The organism is Aeromonas veronii (genome assembly GCF_040215105.1).
In the GTDB taxonomy this organism is placed as follows: Bacteria; Pseudomonadota; Gammaproteobacteria; order Enterobacterales; family Aeromonadaceae; genus Aeromonas; species Aeromonas veronii_G.
In genome coordinates, this window is record NZ_CP157875.1 from 2,538,906 (window position 1) to 2,561,140 (window position 22,235).

General features: G+C 63.8%; 15 protein-coding genes and 1 pseudogene. 8 read left to right on the forward strand and 8 right to left on the reverse strand.

The features are described 5' to 3' along the window. Positions 1-87: 87 nt before the first annotated feature. The gene (locus ABNP46_RS11715) at positions 88-726 is read right to left on the reverse strand and encodes a TetR/AcrR family transcriptional regulator (protein ID WP_434476196.1); all 639 of its coding nucleotides are present in this window, start codon (positions 724-726) and stop codon (positions 88-90) included. Positions 727-935: 209 nt separating this feature from the next. Between ABNP46_RS11715 and ABNP46_RS11720 the strand changes: the two genes are divergently transcribed. After that, positions 936-2,894 (forward strand): amidohydrolase, encoded by a 1,959-nt coding sequence (locus ABNP46_RS11720; RefSeq protein WP_349917966.1) that lies wholly within the window; start codon positions 936-938, stop codon positions 2,892-2,894. A 41-nt stretch (positions 2,895-2,935) separates the two neighbouring features. On the opposite strand, the gene ABNP46_RS11725 is transcribed toward ABNP46_RS11720, so the two are convergent. After that, positions 2,936-4,063 (reverse strand): HPP family protein, encoded by a 1,128-nt coding sequence (locus ABNP46_RS11725; RefSeq protein WP_349917968.1) that lies wholly within the window; start codon positions 4,061-4,063, stop codon positions 2,936-2,938. Between the two features lie 184 nt (positions 4,064-4,247). Between ABNP46_RS11725 and ABNP46_RS11730 the strand changes: the two genes are divergently transcribed. Beyond that, positions 4,248-5,369 (forward strand): glycosyltransferase family 9 protein, encoded by a 1,122-nt coding sequence (locus ABNP46_RS11730; protein WP_349917969.1) that lies wholly within the window; start codon positions 4,248-4,250, stop codon positions 5,367-5,369. 68 nt (positions 5,370-5,437) lie between these two features. Here the strand turns inward: ABNP46_RS11730 and metE are convergent, their stop codons facing one another. Beyond that, a complete protein-coding gene (metE, locus tag ABNP46_RS11735) occupies positions 5,438-7,702 on the reverse strand; it encodes a 5-methyltetrahydropteroyltriglutamate--homocysteine S-methyltransferase (protein WP_349917971.1) in 2,265 nt (754 codons plus the stop codon). 213 nt (positions 7,703-7,915) lie between these two features. Between metE and ABNP46_RS11740 the strand changes: the two genes are divergently transcribed. Then, complete coding sequence (locus ABNP46_RS11740; RefSeq protein WP_349917972.1) at positions 7,916-8,848, forward strand: LysR substrate-binding domain-containing protein; 933 nt, start codon at positions 7,916-7,918, stop codon at positions 8,846-8,848. Between the two features lie 84 nt (positions 8,849-8,932). On the opposite strand, the pseudogene ABNP46_RS11745 reads toward ABNP46_RS11740, so the two are convergent. Then, positions 8,933-9,738 (reverse strand): annotated as a pseudogene (locus ABNP46_RS11745) (siderophore ferric iron reductase). Between the two features lie 95 nt (positions 9,739-9,833). Continuing rightward, the gene (locus ABNP46_RS11750) at positions 9,834-11,978 is read right to left on the reverse strand and encodes a TonB-dependent siderophore receptor (RefSeq protein ID WP_349917974.1); all 2,145 of its coding nucleotides are present in this window, start codon (positions 11,976-11,978) and stop codon (positions 9,834-9,836) included. A 422-nt stretch (positions 11,979-12,400) separates the two neighbouring features. Here ABNP46_RS11750 and ABNP46_RS11755 point away from each other — a divergent pair, with 422 nt between their 5' ends. Together ABNP46_RS11755 and ABNP46_RS11760 are read left to right on the forward strand one after the other, a co-directional pair. Next, positions 12,401-13,921: a sensor domain-containing diguanylate cyclase gene (locus ABNP46_RS11755; RefSeq protein WP_349917975.1), complete on the forward strand. Its 1,521-nt coding sequence runs from the start codon at positions 12,401-12,403 to the stop codon at positions 13,919-13,921. Beyond that, on the forward strand, positions 13,911-15,449 hold the full coding sequence (locus ABNP46_RS11760; RefSeq protein ID WP_349917977.1) for an EAL domain-containing protein: 1,539 nt from the start codon (positions 13,911-13,913) through the stop codon (positions 15,447-15,449). The genes ABNP46_RS11755 and ABNP46_RS11760 overlap by 11 nt, the downstream gene beginning before the upstream one ends. Here ABNP46_RS11760 and ABNP46_RS11765 read toward each other — a convergent pair. Both ABNP46_RS11765 and ABNP46_RS11770 read right to left on the reverse strand, forming a co-directional pair. Then, a complete protein-coding gene (locus ABNP46_RS11765; RefSeq protein WP_434476146.1) occupies positions 15,446-16,363 on the reverse strand; it encodes a helix-turn-helix domain-containing protein in 918 nt (305 codons plus the stop codon). The two genes, ABNP46_RS11760 and ABNP46_RS11765, sit on opposite strands and share 4 nt — an antisense overlap. 244 nt (positions 16,364-16,607) lie before the next feature. Beyond that, positions 16,608-17,510: a LysR family transcriptional regulator gene (locus ABNP46_RS11770; protein WP_349917979.1), complete on the reverse strand. Its 903-nt coding sequence runs from the start codon at positions 17,508-17,510 to the stop codon at positions 16,608-16,610. Positions 17,511-17,610: 100 nt separating this feature from the next. On the opposite strand from ABNP46_RS11770, the gene ABNP46_RS11775 reads away from it, so the two are divergent. The 3 genes from ABNP46_RS11775 to ABNP46_RS11785 all read left to right on the forward strand — a co-directional run bounded on the left by ABNP46_RS11775 (position 17,611) and on the right by ABNP46_RS11785 (position 20,975). Continuing rightward, complete coding sequence (locus ABNP46_RS11775) at positions 17,611-18,249, forward strand: NAD(P)-dependent oxidoreductase (RefSeq protein WP_349917980.1); 639 nt, start codon at positions 17,611-17,613, stop codon at positions 18,247-18,249. A 404-nt stretch (positions 18,250-18,653) separates the two neighbouring features. Next, a complete protein-coding gene (locus ABNP46_RS11780) occupies positions 18,654-19,697 on the forward strand; it encodes an isopenicillin N synthase family dioxygenase (RefSeq protein WP_349917981.1) in 1,044 nt (347 codons plus the stop codon). A 114-nt stretch (positions 19,698-19,811) separates the two neighbouring features. Beyond that, positions 19,812-20,975: a trans-sulfuration enzyme family protein gene (locus tag ABNP46_RS11785; RefSeq protein WP_349917982.1), complete on the forward strand. Its 1,164-nt coding sequence runs from the start codon at positions 19,812-19,814 to the stop codon at positions 20,973-20,975. A gap of 218 nt (positions 20,976-21,193) precedes the next feature. Here the strand turns inward: ABNP46_RS11785 and folD are convergent, their stop codons facing one another. Further along, positions 21,194-22,051, reverse strand: coding sequence for a bifunctional methylenetetrahydrofolate dehydrogenase/methenyltetrahydrofolate cyclohydrolase FolD (gene folD, locus ABNP46_RS11790; RefSeq protein ID WP_349917983.1), 858 nt, complete (start codon positions 22,049-22,051; stop codon positions 21,194-21,196). Between the last annotated feature and the right edge of the window lie 184 nt (positions 22,052-22,235).

Genomic DNA, 22,235 nt, shown 5'->3' on the forward strand with positions numbered 1-22,235 from the left:
GAGTGCCAAGCACTCCCTCTCTGTTTTTGGTCAAGCCTTTGTCCTTCATCACAGATCTCGGCGCTGGATGATCAGACTCGCACGGGATCAGCCTGATGTCAGACCGGGGAGGACGCGCCAAACAAGGGACGGATCCGGCTCCGCGATGGCAGCACCGATCAGTTGCTCACACCAGCGCCTGTGCAGTTGCCACATCAGCACACCCGGCTCCCCCTGTCCCTTGGTGCACTGCTTGGCCACGTCCGTCGTCCGATAGAAGTAGCGCACCAGGGTGATAAGTTCGGGCTCTGGCCAGCGGCAACCGAAGTGGCGCAGCCGCTCCGACCAGAAGGCTATCTGGCCGCGCTCGTGCTCCTGCTCCACCCCGTGCAGGGCGGGGATGAGATCCATCGCCTGCCAGAGCGCCCCGTAGCCGACGAAGCGCTCGTCCAGGGCCACCAGGGCCTCGTCCAGCATCTGCAGGGTCTGGGGCCAGCTCAGGGCCTGCTCGCGGATCGCCTCCTGCGCCTCGCACACCGCACCCAACCAGTCCATGGCGAGGCGGCAGATGATCGCCTCCTTGTTGGGATAGAGGTGATAGAGCGACTTGATGCCTACTCCGGCCCGCTCGGCGATGGCATTGGTGTTGAGCGCCGCGAACCCCTGCTCTTGCAGCAGCGCCAGGGTGGCTTGCTCGATGCGGCTCGCCGCCTCCAGGCTGCGCTGCTGCCTCGGCTGACGCCGCATGCAGAGCTCGCTCGGCAATAGATGTTCCATCAAGACTTCTCCGCTGTCAGGCCGACTCGCCCTACTGCTCGCCATAACTACATGATGTGACGAGGTAAACACAAGCCAAAAAAAATACAGTAATCACTGGCATTTATCAGAATAGCTGCAATAAACAAGGGTGCTCATATATGCAGTAAATACTGCAATTAACCCAAGGAGAGCACGCTATGGATAGCAAACAACGAAGGCTGGGCCCCCAGCCTCGCCTGATGGGTGCCCTGCTGCTGGGCACCCTGCTCGGCGGCTGCCAGCAGGAGAACAACAGCACATCCCAGGCCCCGAACACCCTCTACCTCAACGGCAAGATCCACACCCAGGACGGGCAAAGCAGCCAGGCCGAGGCCATAGTGGTGCAGGGTGGAAAGTTCGTCTATGTGGGATCACATGACGGTGCCGAGGCCTATCAGAACAAGGGCACCCAGGTGGTGGATCTACGGGGTCGCATGGTGCTGCCGGGCCTGCACGACAACCACATCCATCTGCTCGGCACGGTCGCACTCGACATGTGCGATCTCGACGGCCAGAGCATCGATCTGGACGAGCTTGCCGCCAGAGTCAGGGAGTGCCTGCCCCGCTACGCCCCCAAGCCAGGGGAGTGGCTGGTGGTCAACCAGTGGTCCCCCTATGATGGCAACACCCCGACCGCCACCCATGCCACCCTGCTGGCGGCGCTCGATGCGGCGGCGCCGGACAACCCGATCATGCTGGCCGGGGTCGACGGTCACGCCAGCGCCTACAACTCCCGGGCGTTGGCCCTGGCGGCAGACCAGGACGGCAACACGGTCGGCTTCAACGGCGCCAGTCTGGCGCCGGGGGGCGTGTTCGAGGCCTTCATCCCCTATGTGGATCTCGCCAGCGGCGTCATCCGCGACGGGGCGCGCAACGCCATCCCCGTGCCCGACACCGACGTGCTGAGCGCGAGCGACGATCAAGCCGCCACCCAGTACGACAAGATCCTGCCCGCCATCTCGGAGCTGATGGCGTCGCGCGGCATCACCGGCATTCAGGACGCCTGCGCCACCGATTTCATTCGCCAGCGGCTGCGCAACATGCAGGGGCAAGATCTGCTGCACATGCGGGTCACCGCCGCCACCTGCTTCCATGCCGAGGATTATGCCGGCACCCTGGATCTGGGGGCTCGACTCGCCAAGGCTCGCGAAGTCAGGGAGTCTTTCGCAGACAATCCCCTCATCAAGGCCGATGCGGTCAAGATCTTCCTCGACGGCGTGATCGAGGGGGATCCCTTCACCGACCCTGTCTTCCTGCCCAACGCCGGCATGCTGGAGAATTACCACAGGCCCCACCTCGCCATGGACACCAGCAGCGGCGCGGTGATCATCACAGCCGACAGCGAGGATGCGGGCAGCAACGGCATCGTCAACTACAGCGATGGGGATCTGAAGCGCTACGTGGGCGCCCTGGACAAGGAGGGATTCAGCATCCACATGCACAGCATCGGCGATCGCAGCACCCGGATGGGACTGGATGCGCTGAGCGCGGCCCGTGCCAGCAACGGGGATCACGGCATTCCCCACACCCTGGCCCACCTGCAGGTGGTTCACCCGGACGATCAGAAACGCCTCGGGGAGCTCGGCCTCTACCTCACCTTCACCTACGCCTGGACCACGCCCCAGCTCGCCTACGACATGCTGGTGACCCCCTTCATCCAGCCCACCAGGGCGGGTCAGCCGTTGAGCGAGGCCCTCTACGATTCCCTCGGCTACCTGCACGAGGCCCTCTACCCGGTGGAGAGCTCGCGCAAGGCGGGCGCCGTGCTGGTGGCAGGCAGCGATGCGCCGGTGGACAGCCGGGATCCCCGCCCGTTCGAGAACATGGCCGCCGGCATCATCAAGGCCGCCGGCAGTGGCGACGAATACCGTGCCAGCCAGCGTATTTCCCTCACCGAGATGCTGGCCGCCTACACCATCAACGGCGCCAGGGCGGTACGTCAAGGGGAGATCACCGGCTCCATCGAGGTGGGTAAATCGGCGGACTTCATCGTACTCGACCGGGATCTGTTCGCCCTGGTCGAAGCCGGCACGCCAGAGCAGATTGCCGACACCCGGGTCGAGCGCACCGTGTTTCAGGGGGAGACCGTCTACACAACCCCAGACATGACCCCTTGAGTCGACGTTAGCCACAAAAAGGCCCCGGGAGGGGCCTGTTTTTATCTGTCGACGAGCGGGGGAGCCTCCTCGCTCGTCAAGCCCGGCTGCAACGCCAGATTGAACAGGGCGGCCACCATGTCGGACTGGGTGAGGATCCCCACCAGTCGCTCCCCATCCAGCACCGGCATATGGTGCAGGCCTCCGTCGGAGAAAGCCTCCACCAGGTCATAGAGCGGCTGATGACGCCATGCCGTGCGCACCTCGCGGGTCATCAGCGCCGCCACCGTCCGGGTCTCCAGCGCCTGCAGGCCGCGAGGTTGCCGATTCTCTCTGTCGATCATGAGGTCATGCAGGGTCAGGATCCCCACCAGCCGCTCCCCGTCCACCACGGGCAGCGCCTTGATCCTGTGCAGGGATAGCAGTTGCCAGGCTGCCATGGCCGGTTCATCCGGCGTCGTCACCACCAGATCTTTCGACATCACATCCTGACAGCGCACCGTGCCGACCCGCTCGCGCAGGGCATGCAACTGCGCCTCCTGCAGCAGATCCTGCAGATCCTGGCGGCTGATATCGAGCAGTTCGCCGTGCTTGCCCAGTGCGAAGTCGATGTCGGTGGCACTGGCAAGGCGGGCGCTCGGCTCGGGGTCGGCAGTCTGGTGGCGATTGGGCGCGGTCTTGGCGCCATTGGGATAACGACGACCCAGCAGGCGGTTGTAGACGAGGCCGAGGGTGAGCAGCAGTGCGGAGTTGACCAGCACCGGCAGCAAGACATAACCCAATCCCAGCTGACGAATGCCTTCCCCGCCGATGACGGCGGTCAGGGCCACGGCCCCGCCGGGGGGATGCAGGCTGCGGGTCAGGAACATGGCACCGATGGCCAGCATCACCGCCAGCGCCGAGGCGAGGGCCGGATCCGGCACCAGGGCGGCGCTAACCACCCCCATCAACGCCGAGACCCCGTTGCCCACCAGGATGGACCAGGGCTGGGCCAGGGGGCTCGCCGGCGCCGCGAACAGCAATACGGCGGAGGCTCCCATGGGGGCTATCAGCCAATATGCCTCTATCCCCAGCGCCCACTGACAGATCAGGCCCGTGCCGCACAATCCGATAAAGGCACCGAGGGCCCCCACCACGCTCTCTTTGAGGCCGGTATTGGTCGATACCGGCAAAAAATCCCTGAACTGCATCCTGCTCCCGCTGGCCATAAGGTTTATTTCAAATGCGCAATATTAACGACTTCCCTGCGTCCATTGCCAGCACGGCGCCCTCCAACGTCGCAACATGGCATTCACTTGCGGCACGCATTCCCTTAATCCCCCCTTAATCATCCCCTGCCACTCTGGGCTCATCGCCACTCACGGAGTCACTCTTATGAGCACCCTCAGAGACGCCCTGCGCCGCTTCGATAGTCAGCGTCGTTGCTGGACACAAGGGCTTGAACGCGCCTTCCTCGCCTGGCTTGCCCGCCGGGGCAAGCTGCCTGACGCCAAGCCCGGAGTGCGCCGCATCCTGGTCATTCGCAGCACCAACCGGATCGGCAACAATCTGTTCCTGCTGCCCTTCCTGCAGGCCCTGCGCAGTGCCCACCCCGACGCCGACATCGAGCTGGTGTGCAGCGGCGGCCCCCTGCTTCCCTTCCTGTCCCATCTGCGGCTCGCACAACTGCACAGGGTCAGGTTGCAGGGCCGGCACTTGCTGACGGCCTTGCCCATACTCTGGCGCCTGCGCCGCCAGCACTACGACCGGGTCTATGTGCCGTTTGCCTCCAGCACGGATCACCTGATCGCCGCCTGGGTGCGGGGAGCCGAGAAGCTGGGATTCGATGATGCCAAGGGGGATCTGCTGTTTGAACACCCCCAGCGCCCCGACAGTGAGTGCCACTACGCCCACCAGCCACTGCAACTGCTCGGCCAGAGCGCCTCCCTGACGGACCCCATCCCGCTTGGGGCCAGGCTGGGCCCGTCTCCCGAGCTCACGACACTGGTCAACACCTATCCAGATCGCCCTCTGGTGGGCTTTTTCACCGGCGCCCGCAAGGGCAAGGGGCTCTCCCAGCCGCAATGGCAGCGGCTGCTCTGGGACCTGCACCAGCACCACCCGACGGCCTTGCTGATCCAGCTCACCGACCCGGCCGACCCCATGCCCCCACTCGGTGATTGCCAGGTAACCCTGCCAAACCTCGTCGAGCTGGTGCGCTTCACTCAGGATCTGCGGCTCTTCATCAGCGCCGATACGGGCCCACTCCATCTGGCGGCCGCCAGCGGTGTGCCCTGCCTTGGTCTCTTCACCCAGACCGACCCCGCACGCTATGGCTGCCTCGGCCCCCGCCACCGCAATCAGGTGATCGGGGATCGCAATGCCATCCCCCTCGATCTGGCCTGGCTCGGCGCCGCCCTGACCCAGGCACCCGTGCCGCGCACCTGGGCCCGGGCGATTCGCCCAGCCCACCAACCCCAGCCCTTGCGACTCCTGACGGATGCCAACGGCAGATAAAAAAAGAGGGAAGGCTCGCGCCTTCCCTCTGTCATTGTTCCCCTGTTCTCTTGTGGTAGTGATGGACGTCAGGCCAGCTCGGCGCGCAGCGCCCTGGTGGCGTCCACCATCACCTTGAGGGCCGCCTCCGTCTCTTCCCAGCCGCGGGTCTTGAGGCCGCAGTCCGGGTTGACCCAGAGCCGCTCGGCCGGGATCTGCCTGGCGGCCTTGCGGATCAGATCCTCAATCCAGCCCTGGCTCGGCACGTTGGGCGAGTGAATGTCGTAGACACCCGGGCCGATTTCGTTGGGGTAGTTGAAGCGCTCGAACGCTTCGAGGAGCTGCATCTGGCTGCGGCTGGTCTCGATGGTGATGACGTCCGCATCCAGCGCCGCCACCGCCTCGATGATGAGGTTGAAGTCGCTGTAGCACATGTGGGTGTGGATCTGGGTACTGTCCACCACCGGGCTCGCACTCAGGCGGAAGGCGCGCACCGCCCAGTCCAGATAGGCCTGATGATCCTGCTTGCGAAGGGGCAGCCCCTCGCGGATGGCCGGCTCGTCGATCTGGATGATCTTGATGCCGGCAGCTTCCAGATCCGCCACCTCGTCGCGAATGGCCAGACCGATCTGCAGGGCGGACTGCTCCCGGCTCACGTCTTCGCGCGGGAAGGACCAGCAGAGAATGGTCACCGGGCCAGTCAGCATGCCCTTGACCGGCTTGTCGGTCAGGCTCTGAGCAAACTTGGTCCAGCCGAGAGTCATGGGGAGCGGGCGGTCGATATCCCGGGTGATCACCGGCGGCTTGACGCAGCGGGAGCCGTAGCTCTGTACCCAGCCGAAGCGGGTGATGGCAAAGCCGTCCAGCAGTTCCCCGAAATACTCCACCATGTCGTTGCGCTCGGCCTCGCCATGCACCAATACGTCCAGCCCGATGGCCTCCTGGCGCGCGATGGCATCCTTGATCTGGGCCTGGATCCCCGCCTCATAGGCATGGTCAGCGATGCGGCCGGCACGCCAATCCTGGCGCAGTACCCGGATCTCCGAAGTCTGCGGGAAGGAACCTATGGTGGTGGTGGGCAAGAGCGGCAGCTTGAGATCCGCACGTTGTACCTCGGCCCGTACCGGGTAGGTATTCTGGCGATCGAAGTCGCTGTTGGTGAGGCTGGCGAGCCGTGACTGCACCGCCTTCTTGTGAACCCGGCTGTCGGACTCCCGAGCGACGATGGGCTGGCTGTAAGCGACGATCTTGTCCAGATCGCCTCCATCGAGCACCTCGACCAGCAGCCCCAGCTCGTAGCACTTTTGCAGGGCAAAGGCGAACCAGCTGCGGGTCTGGGCGTCCAGCTCATGTTCCAGCGTCAAGTCTACCGGGCTGTGCAGCAGGGAGCAGGAAGAGCCCACCCAGATCCGCTCGCCAAGCCGGGTTTTCAGGGCTTGCAGGGTCGGAACCAGCTTGCCCAGGTTGGCACGCCAGACGTTGCGGCCATTGATCACCCCGGCGGAGAGCACCCACTGGGCCGGCAGATGCGGGACCAGGGTCTCCAGCTGCTCGGGGGCGGCCACCAGATCCAGGTGCAAACCATCCACCTTCAGGCTGGTGATGATGTCACGCTGATGGGCCACAGAGCCGAAATAGGTGGTGAGCAGCAGCTTGCAGGGGCCCGCCAGGCGCTCATAGGCCTTGAGATAGGCCAAACGCCACTCGTCCGGCAAATCCAGGGTCAGGGCAGGCTCGTCTATCTGCACCCATTCCACTCCCTGGGCGGCCAACTTGGCCAGGATCTCCTGATAGACAACCAGCAGGCGGTCCAGCAGATCGAGACGGGAGAAGCCGTTCTCTTTCTCCTTGCCGAGCCAGAGGTAAGAGACGGGACCGAGCAGCACCGCCTTGACCGGCAGCCCCAGGGCCTTGGCTTCTTCTACCTCGTCAAACAGCTGGCTCCAGCCCAGTTTGAAGCGTTGATCCTGGCTGAACTCGGGGACCAGGTAGTGGTAGTTGGTGTTGAACCACTTGGTCATCTCGGCGGCAGCGGCGCTGGGGCCGGTCGGGGCGCGGCCACGGGCCACCCGGAACAGGGTATCGAGATCCGTATCCCCATGGCGATGGCGAGCCGGCACGGCGTCCACCAGCAGGCTGGTACCGAGCACCTGATCGTACCAGGCGAAATCCCCCACCGGCAGCAGATTGACCCCGGCGGTGCGCTGGGCCTGCCAGTGACGCTCACGCAGGCTCTTGCCCACGGCGATGAGTTCTGCCTGGCTGGTCTCACCGCGCCAGTAGGATTCGAGGGCAAATTTCAGCTCGCGCTTGGCGCCGATACGGGGGAAACCGAGAGTGTGTGCGCAGGTCATAGGTCCAATTCCTTGTGCTCGTTCATCTGATGGGAAACTGGATGATTTAGCCATCCAGATGTTTACACATCTAGAATGTCGAGATAAGGTGGCCTTGGCTATTGAATCCTCTTCAACTGGCTCTCAAGAAATCTTCAACTGACCCGACCGCCGAGGTCGCGTCAGATAAGGTGGCACGACGCCACTGCAACCCACACGACAAGGAGCCCTGCCATGGGTGTGCCCAACCCCACCAGCAATCTGAACATCGACATCAGGCACCTGAAGACCATCAGTGCGCTGGCCGAGCAGGGCTCCCTGGCCGGGGCAGCCCTGAGTCTGAGCCTCACCCAGTCTGCCCTCTCCCACCAGTTGAAGGAGTTGGAGACCCGCCTCAACCTGGAGCTTTACTTGCGCAAGAGCCGCCCGCTGGTACTGACGGCGGCAGGCCAGCAGCTGCTGGCCCTGTCCCGCCAGGTGTTGCCCGCCATCGCCCAGACCGAGAAGCAGTTGCAGGCCCTGCACAGTGGCGACGCGGGCCGGTTGCACCTGGCGCTGGATTGCCACAGCTGCATCCAGTGGTTGCTGCCACTGTTGCCGGATTTTCGCCGCCAGTGGCCCGGTGTCGCACTGGAAGTCGAGTCCGTGCCCGGCTTCGATACCATAGGCGCCCTGCTCGGCGGCCAGCTCGATCTGCTGCTCATCTCGGATGTGCACACCCGTGGGGATCTCCACTTCGAGCCGCTATTTTCCTTCGAACTCCAGCTGGTGATGGCGTCGGATAGCAGGTTATGCCAGCTCGATAGAATCACACCGGACGATCTGCTGTCAGAGGTGCTGCTGGTCTATCCGGTGGAGCGATCCCGCATGGATGTGTTCACCCGCTTTTTGCAACCTGCCGGGGTCGAACCCGCTCGCTGCAAGACGGTGGACAACACCTCCGTCATGTTGCAGATGGCCGCCGCCGGGCTCGGGGTGGCCGCCCTGCCCCGCTGGGCCAGCGAGGAGTTCGTGCGCCAGGGGTTGCTTGAGGCACGCCCCCTCGGCAGCGGCATACGTCGCCATATGTATGGTGCCGTGCGCGCCGCCGACAAGGATCAGGCCTGCCTGCAGAGCCTGTTCGAGCGCATCCGCGCCAAGATGGGGGCGGCCCAGCAGGGCCTGTAGCAACGCGCCGCCAGCGGCATGGCCCATATAAAAAAGCCGCCCGGTCAGGGCGGCTCTCACGCATCGTCATCTACCCCGAGGCCATCAGGCCTCATCGCAGCTCGTGGCTCCCTGCCTGCGCGGACAGTTGCCGCACAGCTCGCCGTCCCGCCGCTTGTAGTGCAGGCAGCAGCGCTGGCGCACATAGGCAGGCGCCCCCTCCACCACGGGCGATGCCTGCAACGAGCGCCAGCCCGCCAGGTGATCGCTTGGCAAGCCACAGGCGGCGAGCCACAGGCGGCGAGCCAGAGGGGGGCCTCCCTCGCCACTTCCTCATGCGCGACCTCACCGAAGAAGTCCGGCACCCGCACCAGGGCCGCCAGCAGATCGTCCGCCAGCAGCGGCCGAATGAAGCCGGGGCGCAGGCGCTGCACGCCCGCCAACAACTCGAACAGCTGCTGCCAGTGGGTGCGCAGGCGCTGACCTGCCGCCGCGATCAGCACCTCTCGCTCCCCGGTGATCATGGGCCCCACCGGCAAGCTGAAACCGGACACCACCCCCGCCTGATACCCCTGCCCCAGCCTGTCCAGCGCCGGCACAGTGCCCGTCCGGTAGACGGCCACCATGGCGAGATAAATGGACTGCCAGCAGAGCATGCCCCAGCTGCGGGTCAGCCAGTAGGCAGGCCCCGCCTCCGGGTGCGCCTGACGCCAGTGGTCGTGCAGCGCCAGGGCCAGCTCGGACGCGCTCTGGCGAGTGCCACTCGCCACCAGCAGTGGTGCCTCCCCGGCCACCGGCTCCCCCTTGAGGGAGGCGATGAGCGAGGCGGCGGCGGTGCACAGGGCATGATGATCCGCCAGATGGCGAGCTCGCGTACGGGCCGCCAGGCTGCCAAGGCGCCCCGTGTCCATGGGCACGGCATCCAGCCCGAAAACCGGCGCTGCGCCGGGTTCGCAGGCAGGCGACCCGGGGTGGGATAAGCCCGGCCGCTGGCCGGGACGCAGGGTTAGAATGCGTATTTGAGTCTCGCCTCCACGTTACGCTCGGCCCCGAACCAGCAGTTGTTCTGGTCGTAGCAGGAGTAGTAGGTCTTGTTGAACAGGTTGCTGGCGCTCAAGGATGCCTGAACCCCTTTCAGACTCTGGCTGAGTTCGGCCAGGTCGTAGGAGGCAGACATGTCCATCAGCAGGTAATCCGGCACCGTATCGGTATTGGCGGCGTCGAGCTCGGCCTCCCCCACATAGCGCAGGCCGGCGCCGACGCGCATGCCTTGCAAGCTGCCGCCCGCCTGGTAGTTGCTCCAGAGAGATGCCATCTGCTTGGGCACCCAGACCGGGGTCTTGCCCTGCAGATCCGTGGTATCGCGGGTGATCTCCATGTCCTGACGGGTATAGCTCAGCGCCAGATCCAGGTTGCTGGTGATGTCCACCCGCCCTTCCAGCTCTATCCCCTTGGAGACGATTTCGCCGGTCTGCAGCTTGGGCCCGTAGATGTTGTCCGGATCCGTCACCAGGGCGTTCTCCTTGGTGATGTGGAAGGCGGCGACGGTGAAGGTCTTGCTCATGTCATCCGACAGATATTTGAGCCCCCCCTCCCACTGCTGACCGGTGGAGGGATCAAACGCCTTGCCGTTCTTGTCCGCCCCCGGCACCGGTTCGAAGCTCTCGGCATAACTCACGTAAGGGGAGAAGCCGTAGTCCAGCTCATAGAGGGCGCCGAGACGGAAGGAGAGATTGTCCTGATCGATCGTCGCCAGAGACTGGCTGGCCGCCCCCTGATAGAGGGTGTGGCTGTCGGTGTCCATCCGGTAGCTGTCGTAGCGGGCGCCACCGATGGCCACCAGCCTGTCCAGGCGCACCTGATCCTGCAGATAGACACCCGTCTGGGACTGGCGGATGGTCTTGTTGTCCTGATAGGGGAAGCGCAGGGCATCGGGCACTATCTGGTTGTGATCCGGGTTGAAGATGTCGATGCTGGGGGCCGAATAGTCCAGGGTGTCTTCATAACGCACCCGTGCATCCAGATATTGATAATCCACCCCGAGCAGCAGGTTGTGCTGGGCCGCCCCCGTCATCACCTTGCCCGCCAGCTGGTTGTCGATGACAAAGCCGCGGGAATCCTCGTCCGTCAAATAGGCGTTGCGGGCAACGGTGCGGTTGTCTGCCGCCAGGGCGGCGTTGTAGGTGTTGCGCTGATAGGCCGAGGCATCCATGTAGCGGGCATTCTGCAGCACCTGCCAGCTGTCGTTGAAGGCATGGCTCAGCTTGTAACCGACCAGGGTCACGTCCCGGTTGTACTCGTTCCAGTTCTCGTCGCCGAGGAAGGTATCGCTGCCAAGCTGCCCCAGGGGATTGGATTTGACCGAACCGCTCGCCGGCACCGTGGTATAGATGCCGGCTTCCGGATCCTTCTGGTAGTAGAGGTTCAGGTTCAGCAGGGTACGCTCGCCGAGCTGCCAGTCCAGGGAGGGGGCGAAGACGTAGCGCTCCTCTTCGGAGGTCACCGCCTGGCCGTCCTTCTGACGGGCCAGCCCCACCACCCGATAGGCAAATTGCTCATTGATGGCGCCAGTGCTGTCAAAGCTCATCTCTTTCAGGGCACCGGTGCCGGTGGCCACGCTCACGCTGTGTTTGGCTTCCCGCTGGGGGCGCTTGGCGATGAGGTTGACCATGCCGCCGGGCGGCATGCTGCCGTAGAGCACGGAAGTCGGCCCCTTGAACACCTCCAGCTGCTCGATGGCGACCGGGTCAATCTGGGGTTGCAGGTTCCACTCGTTGTATTGCAGCAACAGGCCGTCATAGAAGTTCTGGTAGTTGTCAAAGCCGCGGATGTTGAACAGATCCAACCGGTTGACGGCGCCGCCACGCAGCTCGGTGTTGACCCCGGGCACATAGCGCAGGGCCTCGCTCACCGAGCTGACGCCGCGCTGATCCAGGGTCTCGCTATCCACCACCGAGATAGCCTGCGGCGTCTCGATGGGATCGAGCTGGGTCTTGGTCGCGGTGTTGCGATAGGTCTGGCCGAGCACGGTCAGGGTCTCGTCGACCGCACTCTCCCGGGCATCCTGGGGAGTGGCGGCCAGCACTGAGCCTGCCAGCAGGGCGGAAATGGTCGCGGCGACCACGGTCAATGGGGGGTGAACAAGTTGCATCTGATCCTCGACTGCCAACTGCATGTGAATAGTAACAAATCTCATTTGCATTTTATTGTTCTATTTTGCCCCTGAATTAACAATTTGGGGCATGTTGGCGGGAAAATCGTGAGAAAGGCGTCTATTCGGTGCCATTTGACCGCGTGTTGCGGGTAAATGAGCGAGCGGCCAACGACCGCCACGGGGCGAAATCATTTATATGGTAAAACCACACAAAACCAGTGTGAATAATTACCATTTATAGATTGTTTAGAGATAAATATTGCTTAGTTGAAGGTTTACGATATCAAAAATAGAGTTATGACTCTTTTTTCATCAACTCACTTGATCCGGGTCAAGCGCTAATAACAGAGAGAACGATAGACTCCCCTCCCCCAAGAACAGCCCTATTTGAGACAATACAAGGCCTCCAGACTGCGCCCATGAACAACATCATCAACAAAGATCTGCACTGCAACACCCAGCTCAATGTCTCCTTTGGCGTGATCATGCTGACCCTCACCATCGGCATGGCGACCGTCAGTTACATCATTCAGCGCGCGGCCGAGCAGCAGTATCACGGGATGGCGGCCATGTTCGTCCACAACATGGCGACCCAGTTCATCGAGCAGCAGTTCAAGCCGCTGGAATACACCCTCAACGAGACCAGCAACTTCATCGATGAACCGAGGCTGGCGGCCTTCCTCCATGAAGAGCAATCTCCATTGCGCACCGTGCTGATACAAACGTTGTCCATCAATCCCAACATTTCGAGTATCGTGGCCTCCGACCTGCAGGGGCACTTCAATACCGTTCCCTTCCTGGCGGTCGCTGCCGATTTCGATGCCACCACGCGCCCCTGGTTCCGATCCTCCACCTCCCGCAGCCTGTTCATCAATTACAGTGATCACTACACCAATGCGCAGACCGGACAGCAGACCGTCTCCTTCTCCCAGCTCATCGTCAGCCAGGATGGCTATCCCCTCGGCACCCTGGCCATGGATCTGAACCTCGAGCATCTGAGCTACCCGCTGCGCCAGTTGAAGAGCCCGCTCAGGGGAGAGTTCTACGTGGTGGACAGGGCCGGTGACATCCTGCTCCATTCGGATGTGAGCAACCTGTTTCGCCACAGCATCGATCCCATCCTCATCGGCAAGATGACCAATGGGGAAGATCATCTCCATGACAGGCAAAGCCGGACCCACTTTTACTACTACTCCTTCTCCAACCCGGACTGGTTTGTGATCTATGCCGTCAGCGATGACGATTTCAACGACGCCAGCCGGGCCGATGCCGATCTGCTGCTGATCGCCATTCCGGTCTGCCTGCTGATCTGCCTGCTCTGCTGGGGCTCCCTGCGCAACTCCATCAACAAGATGCTGATCCAGATCGTCGCCATGATGCGGGTCGGGCGCCTCGAACTGGACAAACCCGACCATCTGCTGCGCCAAGAGATCCAGCATGGTCACGAGCAGATGCAGGAGGCCGTGACCGCCTCCACCACGGATGGCCTCACCGGCCTGTTCAACCGCCGCAGCTTCGATCAGGATCTGGCGGCCTGGGTCGGCAGCGGCCAGCCCTTCTTCCTCGGCATGATTGACCTGGACAACTTCAAGGCCATCAACGACCAGCGAGGCCACCCCATGGGAGATATCGTGCTCCAGACCGTGGCACAGGTGGGGATGCAGCAGGCAGGCAACCGGGCCAACCTCTACCGCTATGGGGGCGAGGAGCTCGCCATCATAGTGCCGGGCAATGACAAAGAGGCCGCCAACGCCCTGCTGGAGCGCTGGCGCCAGCAGATCGAGATACGCCAGTGGCGTGAGACCGATATGGTGGTGACCTTCTCCGCCGGCCTCGGCCAGTGGCGACAGGAGTCCTCCTCACAACTGATCGAGAAGGTTGATCAGGCCCTTTATGACGCCAAACACAGTGGCAAGAATCGGATACATTATGCCGACTGAGACTCTGGCGCAGCGGCTGCGCCTCGCCTGCCTGCTCAGCCTGGGTCTGCTTGTCGCGCTGACCATGCTCAACCTGATGCAGGCCGCCACCGGCCTTCGCAAGGATAACGAGCGCAGCCTGCGCCATGTCGAGGCCATGATCGACGCGGCCATCGATGACAGCCAGCAACTGATCGAGGAGGCGCGTCCCCTGGTCGGCAAGGCCTGCAAGGAGAACGTCCTGGCGCTGCGGGATCTCATCATCGCCTCCCCCTACGTCAGGGCACTCTATGTGCTGGAGGGCAGCCGCCTGATCTGCACCACCCTGCATCGGCCCCTGCAGGAGCAGAACCTGCCTCATTATCTTTTTGGCAATCAGGCGCTGATCCTCGCCAGCCACAGCCCCATCACCAACCAGACCGCCATCCTCTATCGCAAACAGATCGGTGGCCGCACCCTGCTGGCCGAGCTGGACGGCTTTCATATCTTCGGGGCCCTGCAAGCCGTGAAGGGAGAGGACAACCTCTTCTTCATTCTGGGAGAGCGCGCTCTCGACGGTCATGGTCGTCCCCAGAGCGCCGCCCCCTTGCTGGAAGAGCAGGGCAAACTGCTCTCCACCTCCCTCGATGGGCATCCCTATCGGCTGGTAGCCCTCAACGGCTACTCGCAGATCCTGGCCTTCGCCTGGGATTACAACCGCGACACCCTGCTCGCCACTCCGGTGCTGGCCCTGCTGCTGGGGCTGCTCACCTTCTACCTGAGCGGTCGCGGCGGTTCACCGCGCCGCGAGCTGGCCAGGGCCCTGGCGGCGCGCGAGTTCATCCCCTATCTGCAACCCGTGATGGACCGCGATGGCAAGCTGTGCGGCTGCGAAGTGCTGATGCGCTGGCACCACCCCGAGCAGGGAATGATAGCCCCCAACCACTTCATCCCCCTGGCGGAAGAGTGCGGCTACATAGTGCCCATGACCCGCCAGATGATGGCGCAGGCCCTTGAGCATTTGCTCACGATGGCAGACCGCCTGCCCCCCGGTTTTCACGTGGCGGTCAATGTGTGCGCCCAGCATTTCAGGAGTCAGGAGATAGTGAGCGAATGCCACGCCTTCCTGGACGCCCTGGCGGGTCACGACATCCGGCTGGTGCTCGAACTCACCGAGCGGGAGATGCTGGAGTGCGATGCCCAGACCCTGGCCATCTTTGATGCCCTCGACGACATGGGGGTGCTGGTGGCCATCGACGATTTTGGTACCGGCCACTCCAGCCTCTCCTACTTGCAGACATTTCACGTGGACATCATCAAGATCGACCGCAGCTTCATCAAGGGGATCCAGGAAGAGGGGCCCTCTCGTCTCATCGTCGAGAACATCCTGGATCTGGCCCATCGGATGGAGGTGGCACTGGTGGCCGAGGGGGTGGAGACCCGGGATCAGGTCGAGATGGTGCGCCACTACGGCATCGACTACCAGCAGGGTTTCTTCTTCGCCAAGCCGCTGCCCCCCGTCGAGTTCAGCCAGCGCTTTCTCCCCTGTCACCAGGGGCCGCTGGCCTAGTCCTCGCAGGGGGCGATGGGGAGCCAGTACTCCATGCGGGCATCGTGCTGCTGGCCGTCGAAGCCCGGGCCGTAGGACTCCAGTTCATAGCCATCCAGCCCCCGATACCCCGAGCCCGGCAGCCAGTGCAGGATGAACCAGTTGAGGGTGCCGGCCAGCTCGTCGATGGGGCCCACGTGAGTGAGCACGGCATACGCCTGGGGCGGGACCCGCAGCCGTGCCAGACCGGGTGGCAACGTAGCCTCCTCCTCCACGGCGACCCCGGCCCAATAGGGCAGCGCCGCCTCGTTGGCAAGGGAGACATCCACCACCCCCAGCAACTCGCAGTCCCCTGTCGGCATGCCCCACGCCCGAAAAGCGCCCCAGATGGCGGGCACCCGCTGCTGAAAGTCGGGCGCCTCGGCAAAGAGTCCGCGGATCTCCCCCCTCACCCCCTGCAGCAGGAAGCCCGGCCGGCTCTCCACCCGTACCTGCATCAGCCTGGGCGCCCGTGCCTGCGGCGTCTGGGCGCGGACCAACGGCATGAAGAGCCCCAGCCTCAGCCCCCGCTTGCGATAGGCGACGGGGGAGCAGCCAAACTGCTGCTTGAAGGCGCGGCTGAAGCTCACCTCCGAGCCAAAGCCATGACTGAGCGCCAGATCCAGCACCCGCTGCCTCGTCGAGAGCAACGCCTCGGCCGCCTGGCTCAACCTCAGCTCTCGCACATATTGCGCCACCGTGAAGCCGGTTTCATGCAGGAACACCCGCTGCAACTGCCAGCGGGACCAGCAGCTCTGCAAGGCCAGCTGCTCCAGGGAGAGGGGCTCAGCCAGATGGTGGTGGATGTAATCGAGTACCCGCTCGATGCGGGTGAACTGGGCGCGGGTGGCGGGGCTCGGCGCAAGGGCCGTGGGCAGATCGGACGGGGTCATCATGGTGTGCGTTGCAAACAGAAGGCGGCCATGCCGGGGTGGGGACATTAAACATGGCCGCCCAGCCAGGGGCAAGCACTCCCTGCCCGGATCCGGCCTCGCCGATCCGGGGCCGATGGCCGGACGCGACGGTCTGAACACTCCACGGCAGTGCAAACATTCACTCTCAATAAAAATGAAAGATCAATAATTCACAAAAACAATAAAAGACAGATAAAAAGACCGCAAAACCATCATCAAGCAACGCTTATCGCTGATAAAGATTTCCCACGCCGTCGGCGAAATAGCGGCGCAGGGCCTCGATCACCCGCCGCACCTTCTCCGGGATCTCCCGCTGGGGAGTGATGGCGTGGATCTCCATGGGGGCCACCCGATAATCCGGCAGCAAGGCGAGCAACTGACCCGCCGCGAGATCCTCGGCGATCTCTCCCTCCGGCTGCAGGGAGATCCCCTGCCCCGCCAACGTGAACTGGCGCAAGGGGAGCACGTTGTTGCACTGCACCCTGGGCTTGGGTTTGACCCTGTGAGCCTGCCCCTTCTCATCGAAGAAGGCCAGGGCGCCCCCCAGCAGATCCGAGGCCAGCCACTCATGATCCAGCAGATCCGCCGGACTGCGGGGAGTTCCCTTGCGCGCCAGATAGGCCGGGGCGGCGCACAAGATCATCCGGGTCTGCCCCAGCCTGCGCGCCACCAGGGTGGAATCGGGCGGAGTGCCGACCCGCAGCGCCACATCGATGCGCTCGGCAATGAGATCCCGCTTGCCATCGTCGGCGATTAGCTGGATGCACAGACCAGGATGGGCCTGCAGCAGCGGCGAGAGCGCCCGCGCGAGAGGTTGCCCGGCCATGCCCACAGGGGCGGTGATCCGCACCTCGCCGAGCAGGCTGTCACGCACCTCGGCAAGGCGCAACTCGGTCTGGTTGAGGGTCTGCTGCAGGGACTGGCACCCCTGCCACACCACCTCTCCCGCCTCCGTCAGATTGAGTCTGCGGGTGGAGCGATGGAGCAGGGTCAGACCGAGCAGGGCTTCCAGCTGGCTGATGTGCTGACTGACGGCGGAGGGGGTCATGCCGAGGGCCTTGGCGGCCCCCGTCATGGTGCCCGCCTCCACCACGGCGGCGAAGATGGCGTAGCGCCTGAGCTGATCCATTATTAAATCCCGCTTACAAGTGATTGCAGTTTATAGTGGATTATTAAATCACATTCGGGGGCGTAGGATGAGCTCATTCCAACAGTGAAGGAGAATCCCCATGAAAATTGCCCTGATCGGTGCCAGTGGTTTTGTCGGTGCAGCCATCCTCGATGAGGCCGTGCGCCGTGGTCACCAGGTGACCGCCATCGTGCGCAACGTGAGCAAGATAGCCCCCCACCCCCTGGTGCGCGCCGTCGCGGTGGATGCCCAGGATCCCGTGGCTCTGGCCGCCACCCTCGAGGGGCAGGATCGGGTGATCAGCGCCTACAACCCGGGCTGGGACGTGCCGGACATCCATGAGCAGTATCTCAAGGGGGCCAGCGCCATCGTCACGGCCGCCAAGGCGGCCAAGCGCTGGCTGCTGGTAGTCGGCGGCGCCGGCAGTCTGGAGATCGCCCCCGGCGTGCAACTGGTGGATACCCCGGACTTCCCGGCTGCCTGGAAGCAGGGGGCCCTGGCGGCTCGCGACGGCCTCACGGCGCTGCGTGAAGAAAGCACCCTCGACTGGCGTTTCGTCTCCCCCCCCGTTTTCCTCGAACCCGGCGAGAAGCGCGGCGGCTACCGGCTCGGTGGTGATCAGGTGCTGTTTAGCGGCGACAAGCCCGCCGGGATCACCGTCGGCGATCTGGCCGACGGGGTATTGAACGAGGCGGAGCAACCCGCCCACCTGCGCCAGCGCTTCACCCTGGGCTACTGATCTTCCCATCCCCTTGACGCTCCGTCAGAGGGCAGCTAAAAACACCATGAAAACGAGGGAGGCTTATGCCTCCCTCGTATTTTTTATCCTAAAGCAGCAGATTTCGCTGCCTGCCTCGCCCCTGTCGGCCAAAGCGTCCGGTACCAGCCTCACCGATGAGCAAAGCCGTGCCACGCCTGGCCTCGAAGCCGTTAAAGCCATCCACTCCGAATATAAAACGAATTCCATTTCTAATTTTGTATATAACTAAGAATAATTCGTTGTTTTGCCGTTATAACTCCGAACCTTAGTATCCCCTCAAGCCCCTGGCTACCCGCCTCATCCTGGCCACCAGGCCAGCGGCGGCAGCCACCTCGTCATTGGAACGCGGGAGCGCCCGTATGCGAGCATCTGAGGAGAGACACATGGAACACACGTCATTGCCCATCATCGATCTCGCCGCCCTGAGCGGTGCCCCCGACAGCCGTCGCCAGATGTTGGCAAGGCTCGGCCAGGCGGCGCGAGAGGTGGGCTTCTTCTATCTGATTGGCCACGATCTGAGCCCGGAGCAGCAGCGGGAGATGCTGGCGCTGGCGGCCCGCTTCTTCGCCCTGCCTGAGCAGGAAAAACGGGCGGTGCAGATGGTGCACTCCCCCCATTTTCGCGGTTACAACCAGGTGGGCGCCGAGCTCACCCGCGCCCGGCCGGATCTGCGGGAGCAGTTCGACATCATGGGGGAAGAGGCGGCGCTCCCGGCGGCAGAGATCCATCAGCCCTGGCAGCGGCTCATCGGTCCCAACCAGTGGCCGGCGGCCCTGCCCGAGATGCAGGAGGCGCTGCTGGCCTGGCAGGCGCGACTCACCGGCATCACGCTCACCCTGCTCGATGCCTTCGCCGAGGCACTGGCCCAGCCACCGGGCGTCTTCGATGAGAGCATTCGCGGCACCCCCTATCAGCACATGAAGCTCATCCACTACCCGGGACAGGTCGCGGGTGGCAGTGGGCAAGGGGTCGGCGCCCACAAGGATCCGGGCTACCTGACCCTGGTGATGCAGGACGATCACTCCGGCCTCGAAGTGGAGACGGCCAGCGGCTGGATCTCCGCCCCGCCCCTGCCGGGCGCTCTGGTGGTCAACATCGGCGAGCTGCTGGAGCTCGCCTCCAACGGCTACTTGAAAGCAACCTTGCACCGGGTGAAGAGCCCGCCCCCCGGCGTCTCGCGCCTCTCCCTCGCCTTCTTCATGGCGGCGAGGCTGGACGCCAGGGTGCCGCTGCTGATCCTCTCACCCGAGCAGGCGGCCGAGGCGCAGGGGCCCGAGAGCGATCCCGCCAATCCGCTCTTCTATGAGGTGGGCGAAAACGTGCTCAAGGGACGACTGCGCTCCCACCCGGACGTGGCGGCCCGCCACTATGGCGTCACCCAAGCGGCCCGACGGGACACAGTCAGCGCCCTGCCCGAGCCCGTATGAATAGACAGGGGATGGCCCAATGCCATCCCGTTTTCGGGAAGGAACGCCCTTCCCCAGCCACAATAAACAGATCAAGCAGATGGCCAGCCAGCCTGGCAATGACGGAGAAAAACAATGAAATTCAAGACCATGAGCGTGCACAGCGGCCAGCGTATCGATCCCCAGACCGGCGCCCTCACCACCCCGCTCTACCAGAGCAGCACCTTCAGCTACGTCAATGCCCAGGCGGGCAAGGAGCGCTTCGCCGGCCAGGCACCGGGCTTTATCTACAGCCGCTTTGGCAACCCCACCACGGCAGAGCTGGAGCTGAAACTCGCGGCGCTGGAGGGGGCAGACGAAGCCTTGGTGGTGGCGAGCGGCATGGCGGCAGTGAGCGCCATCATGTATGCCCTGGCAGACAGCGGCGATGAAGTGGCCTATATCGGCCCCCTCTATGGCGGCACCGATGCCTTCTTGAAGCAGACCTTCAGCCGCGCCGGCATCCGGGTTACCGCCTACGACAGCGATCAGGATCTGCTGGCCAACATCAGCCCCGCCACCAAGGTGGTGCTGTTCGAGACGCTGACCAACCCCACCCTCAAGGTGGTGGATCCCCGCATCGTGGTGGAGGCGGCCCGCAAGGTGGGAGCCATCACGGTGTGTGACAACACCTTCCTCACCCCCTATCTGCTGCGTCCGCTGGAGCTTGGCATCGACATCGTGATGCACAGCGGCACCAAGTACCTGGGCGGTCACGGCGACATCATCGCCGGGGTGGTGGCGGGCTCTCACGCCCTGATGAAGTCCATCCGCACCGTTGCCCTCAAACACATCGGCTCCCCCATCGGGCCGCAGGAGGCCTATCTGCTGCAGCGCGGGGTCAAGACCTTGCCCCTGCGCATGGACGCCCATCTGCACAACGCCCAGAAAGTGGCCGACTTCCTCGCCGCTCACCCGGCGGTGAAGAGGGTGATCTACCCGGGGCTTGCCAGTCACCCGGGCCACGATGCCCTCGGCGCCTTCGCCAGCGGCTTTGGCGGCATGGTGAGTATCGAGCTGGAGGGGGGCTTTGAGCGCTGCGCCGCCCTGCTCGACAACCTGCAACTGTTCGTGCAGGCGGTGAGCCTCGGGGATCTCGAGAGCCTGGCCTGCCACCCGGCCAGCACCACCCATGCCGCCATGGACGAGGAGAGCCGCCTCGCCGCCGGGGTGAACGATGATCTCATCCGCTTCAGCATCGGGGTGGAGGATGCGGACGACCTCATCGCCGATCTGGCGGCGGCCCTGGCGCTGATCTGAGGCCGCGCTGACGCGGCCCCAGCCCGCCTCATCGCAGGGCAGCCTCGCCGGGACACGCAAAAGCAAAGAGGGAAGGCATCGCCTTCCCTCTTTTCATGCTGCATACAAACGCTGTTGCGATGGGAAACACCATCAAACCCGCGCCGACAGTCAATTATATCGCCCTGGCGGCGCCGAGTAGCAGCCTCTGCTCGTCGGCGTTATCCTCGCCGCCCCTCTCAGGCGTCGTGGTACTCCTGGCAGGCGATCAGGGTGTTCTCCATCAGGCTGGCCACCGTCATGGGGCCGACGCCCCCCGGCACCGGCGTGATGAAGGCCGCGTGGCTGCGGGCCGTCTCGAACTCCACGTCCCCCACCAGGGAGCCGTCCGCCAGACGGTTGATGCCCACATCGATCACCAGGGCGCCGGGTTTGACCCACTCACCCGGGATGAAGTTCGGCTTGCCGACCGCCACCACCAGCAGATCGGCACGGCGCACCTGGGTCTCCAGATCCTGGGTGAAGCGGTGACAGGTGGTGGTGGTACAACCCGCCAGCAGCAGCTCCAGCATCATGGGGCGGCCGACGATGTTGGAGGCGCCGACCACCACCGCATGCAGGCCGTGGGTCTTGATCCCGGTGGTTTCAATCAGGGTCATGATCCCCTTGGGGGTGCAGGGGCGCAGCGCCGGAATGCGCTGGGCCAGGCGTCCGATGTTGTAGGGATGGAAGCCATCCACGTCCTTGTCGGGGCGGATCCGCTCCAGCACCTGGGTCGCGTCGCAATGAGTCGGCAGGGGCAATTGCACCAGGATGCCGTCCACTTCGGGATCGGCATTGAGCCGGTCGATCAGGGCCAGCAGCTCCTCCTGGCTCGCATTGGCATCCAAGTCGTAGGAGCGGGAGACGAAACCCACCTCCTCACAGGCGCGACGTTTGCTGCCGACATAGACCTGGGACGCCGGATCCATTCCCACCAGAACCACCGCCAGCCCGGGAGCACGCTTTCCCTGGGCCAGGCGCTGCTGGACTTGTTTGGCGACCTGGCTGCGAATCGTTTGCGCAACCTGTTTTCCATCAATGATTTTGGCAGACATCGGTTCTCACTCATCCTGTGTTCAACTGTGCGCATTGTCGCATTTTTTTGGCGCGGGTGTTAGCGGCTCTCGCAGGGCGGGCAATAAGTAGGCACTTGAATTTACTGGCGGAAAAAGTCGTTGACGCTGTGTTTGCCGCTTGGGTATGATGCCCGCCCGTTGCCCAGTGGTGCCGTGCTCGGTA

Excerpts from the sequence above, each read along its gene's own strand:
- ABNP46_RS11715 (WP_434476196.1), bottom strand. The coding sequence starts at position 726 with ATGCGGCGTCAGCCGAGGCAGCAGCGCAGCCTGGAGGCGGCGAGCCGC.
- ABNP46_RS11720 (WP_349917966.1), top strand. The coding sequence starts at position 936 with ATGGATAGCAAACAACGAAGGCTGGGCCCCCAGCCTCGCCTGATGGGT.
- ABNP46_RS11725 (WP_349917968.1), bottom strand. The coding sequence starts at position 4,063 with ATGCAGTTCAGGGATTTTTTGCCGGTATCGACCAATACCGGCCTCAAA.
- ABNP46_RS11730 (WP_349917969.1), top strand. The coding sequence starts at position 4,248 with ATGAGCACCCTCAGAGACGCCCTGCGCCGCTTCGATAGTCAGCGTCGT.
- metE (WP_349917971.1), bottom strand. The coding sequence starts at position 7,702 with ATGACCTGCGCACACACTCTCGGTTTCCCCCGTATCGGCGCCAAGCGC.
- ABNP46_RS11740 (WP_349917972.1), top strand. The coding sequence starts at position 7,916 with ATGGGTGTGCCCAACCCCACCAGCAATCTGAACATCGACATCAGGCAC.
- ABNP46_RS11750 (WP_349917974.1), bottom strand. The coding sequence starts at position 11,978 with ATGCAACTTGTTCACCCCCCATTGACCGTGGTCGCCGCGACCATTTCC.
- ABNP46_RS11755 (WP_349917975.1), top strand. The coding sequence starts at position 12,401 with ATGAACAACATCATCAACAAAGATCTGCACTGCAACACCCAGCTCAAT.
- ABNP46_RS11760 (WP_349917977.1), top strand. The coding sequence starts at position 13,911 with ATGCCGACTGAGACTCTGGCGCAGCGGCTGCGCCTCGCCTGCCTGCTC.
- ABNP46_RS11765 (WP_434476146.1), bottom strand. The coding sequence starts at position 16,363 with ATGATGACCCCGTCCGATCTGCCCACGGCCCTTGCGCCGAGCCCCGCC.
- ABNP46_RS11770 (WP_349917979.1), bottom strand. The coding sequence starts at position 17,510 with ATGGATCAGCTCAGGCGCTACGCCATCTTCGCCGCCGTGGTGGAGGCG.
- ABNP46_RS11775 (WP_349917980.1), top strand. The coding sequence starts at position 17,611 with ATGAAAATTGCCCTGATCGGTGCCAGTGGTTTTGTCGGTGCAGCCATC.
- ABNP46_RS11780 (WP_349917981.1), top strand. The coding sequence starts at position 18,654 with ATGGAACACACGTCATTGCCCATCATCGATCTCGCCGCCCTGAGCGGT.
- ABNP46_RS11785 (WP_349917982.1), top strand. The coding sequence starts at position 19,812 with ATGAAATTCAAGACCATGAGCGTGCACAGCGGCCAGCGTATCGATCCC.
- folD (WP_349917983.1), bottom strand. The coding sequence starts at position 22,051 with ATGTCTGCCAAAATCATTGATGGAAAACAGGTTGCGCAAACGATTCGC.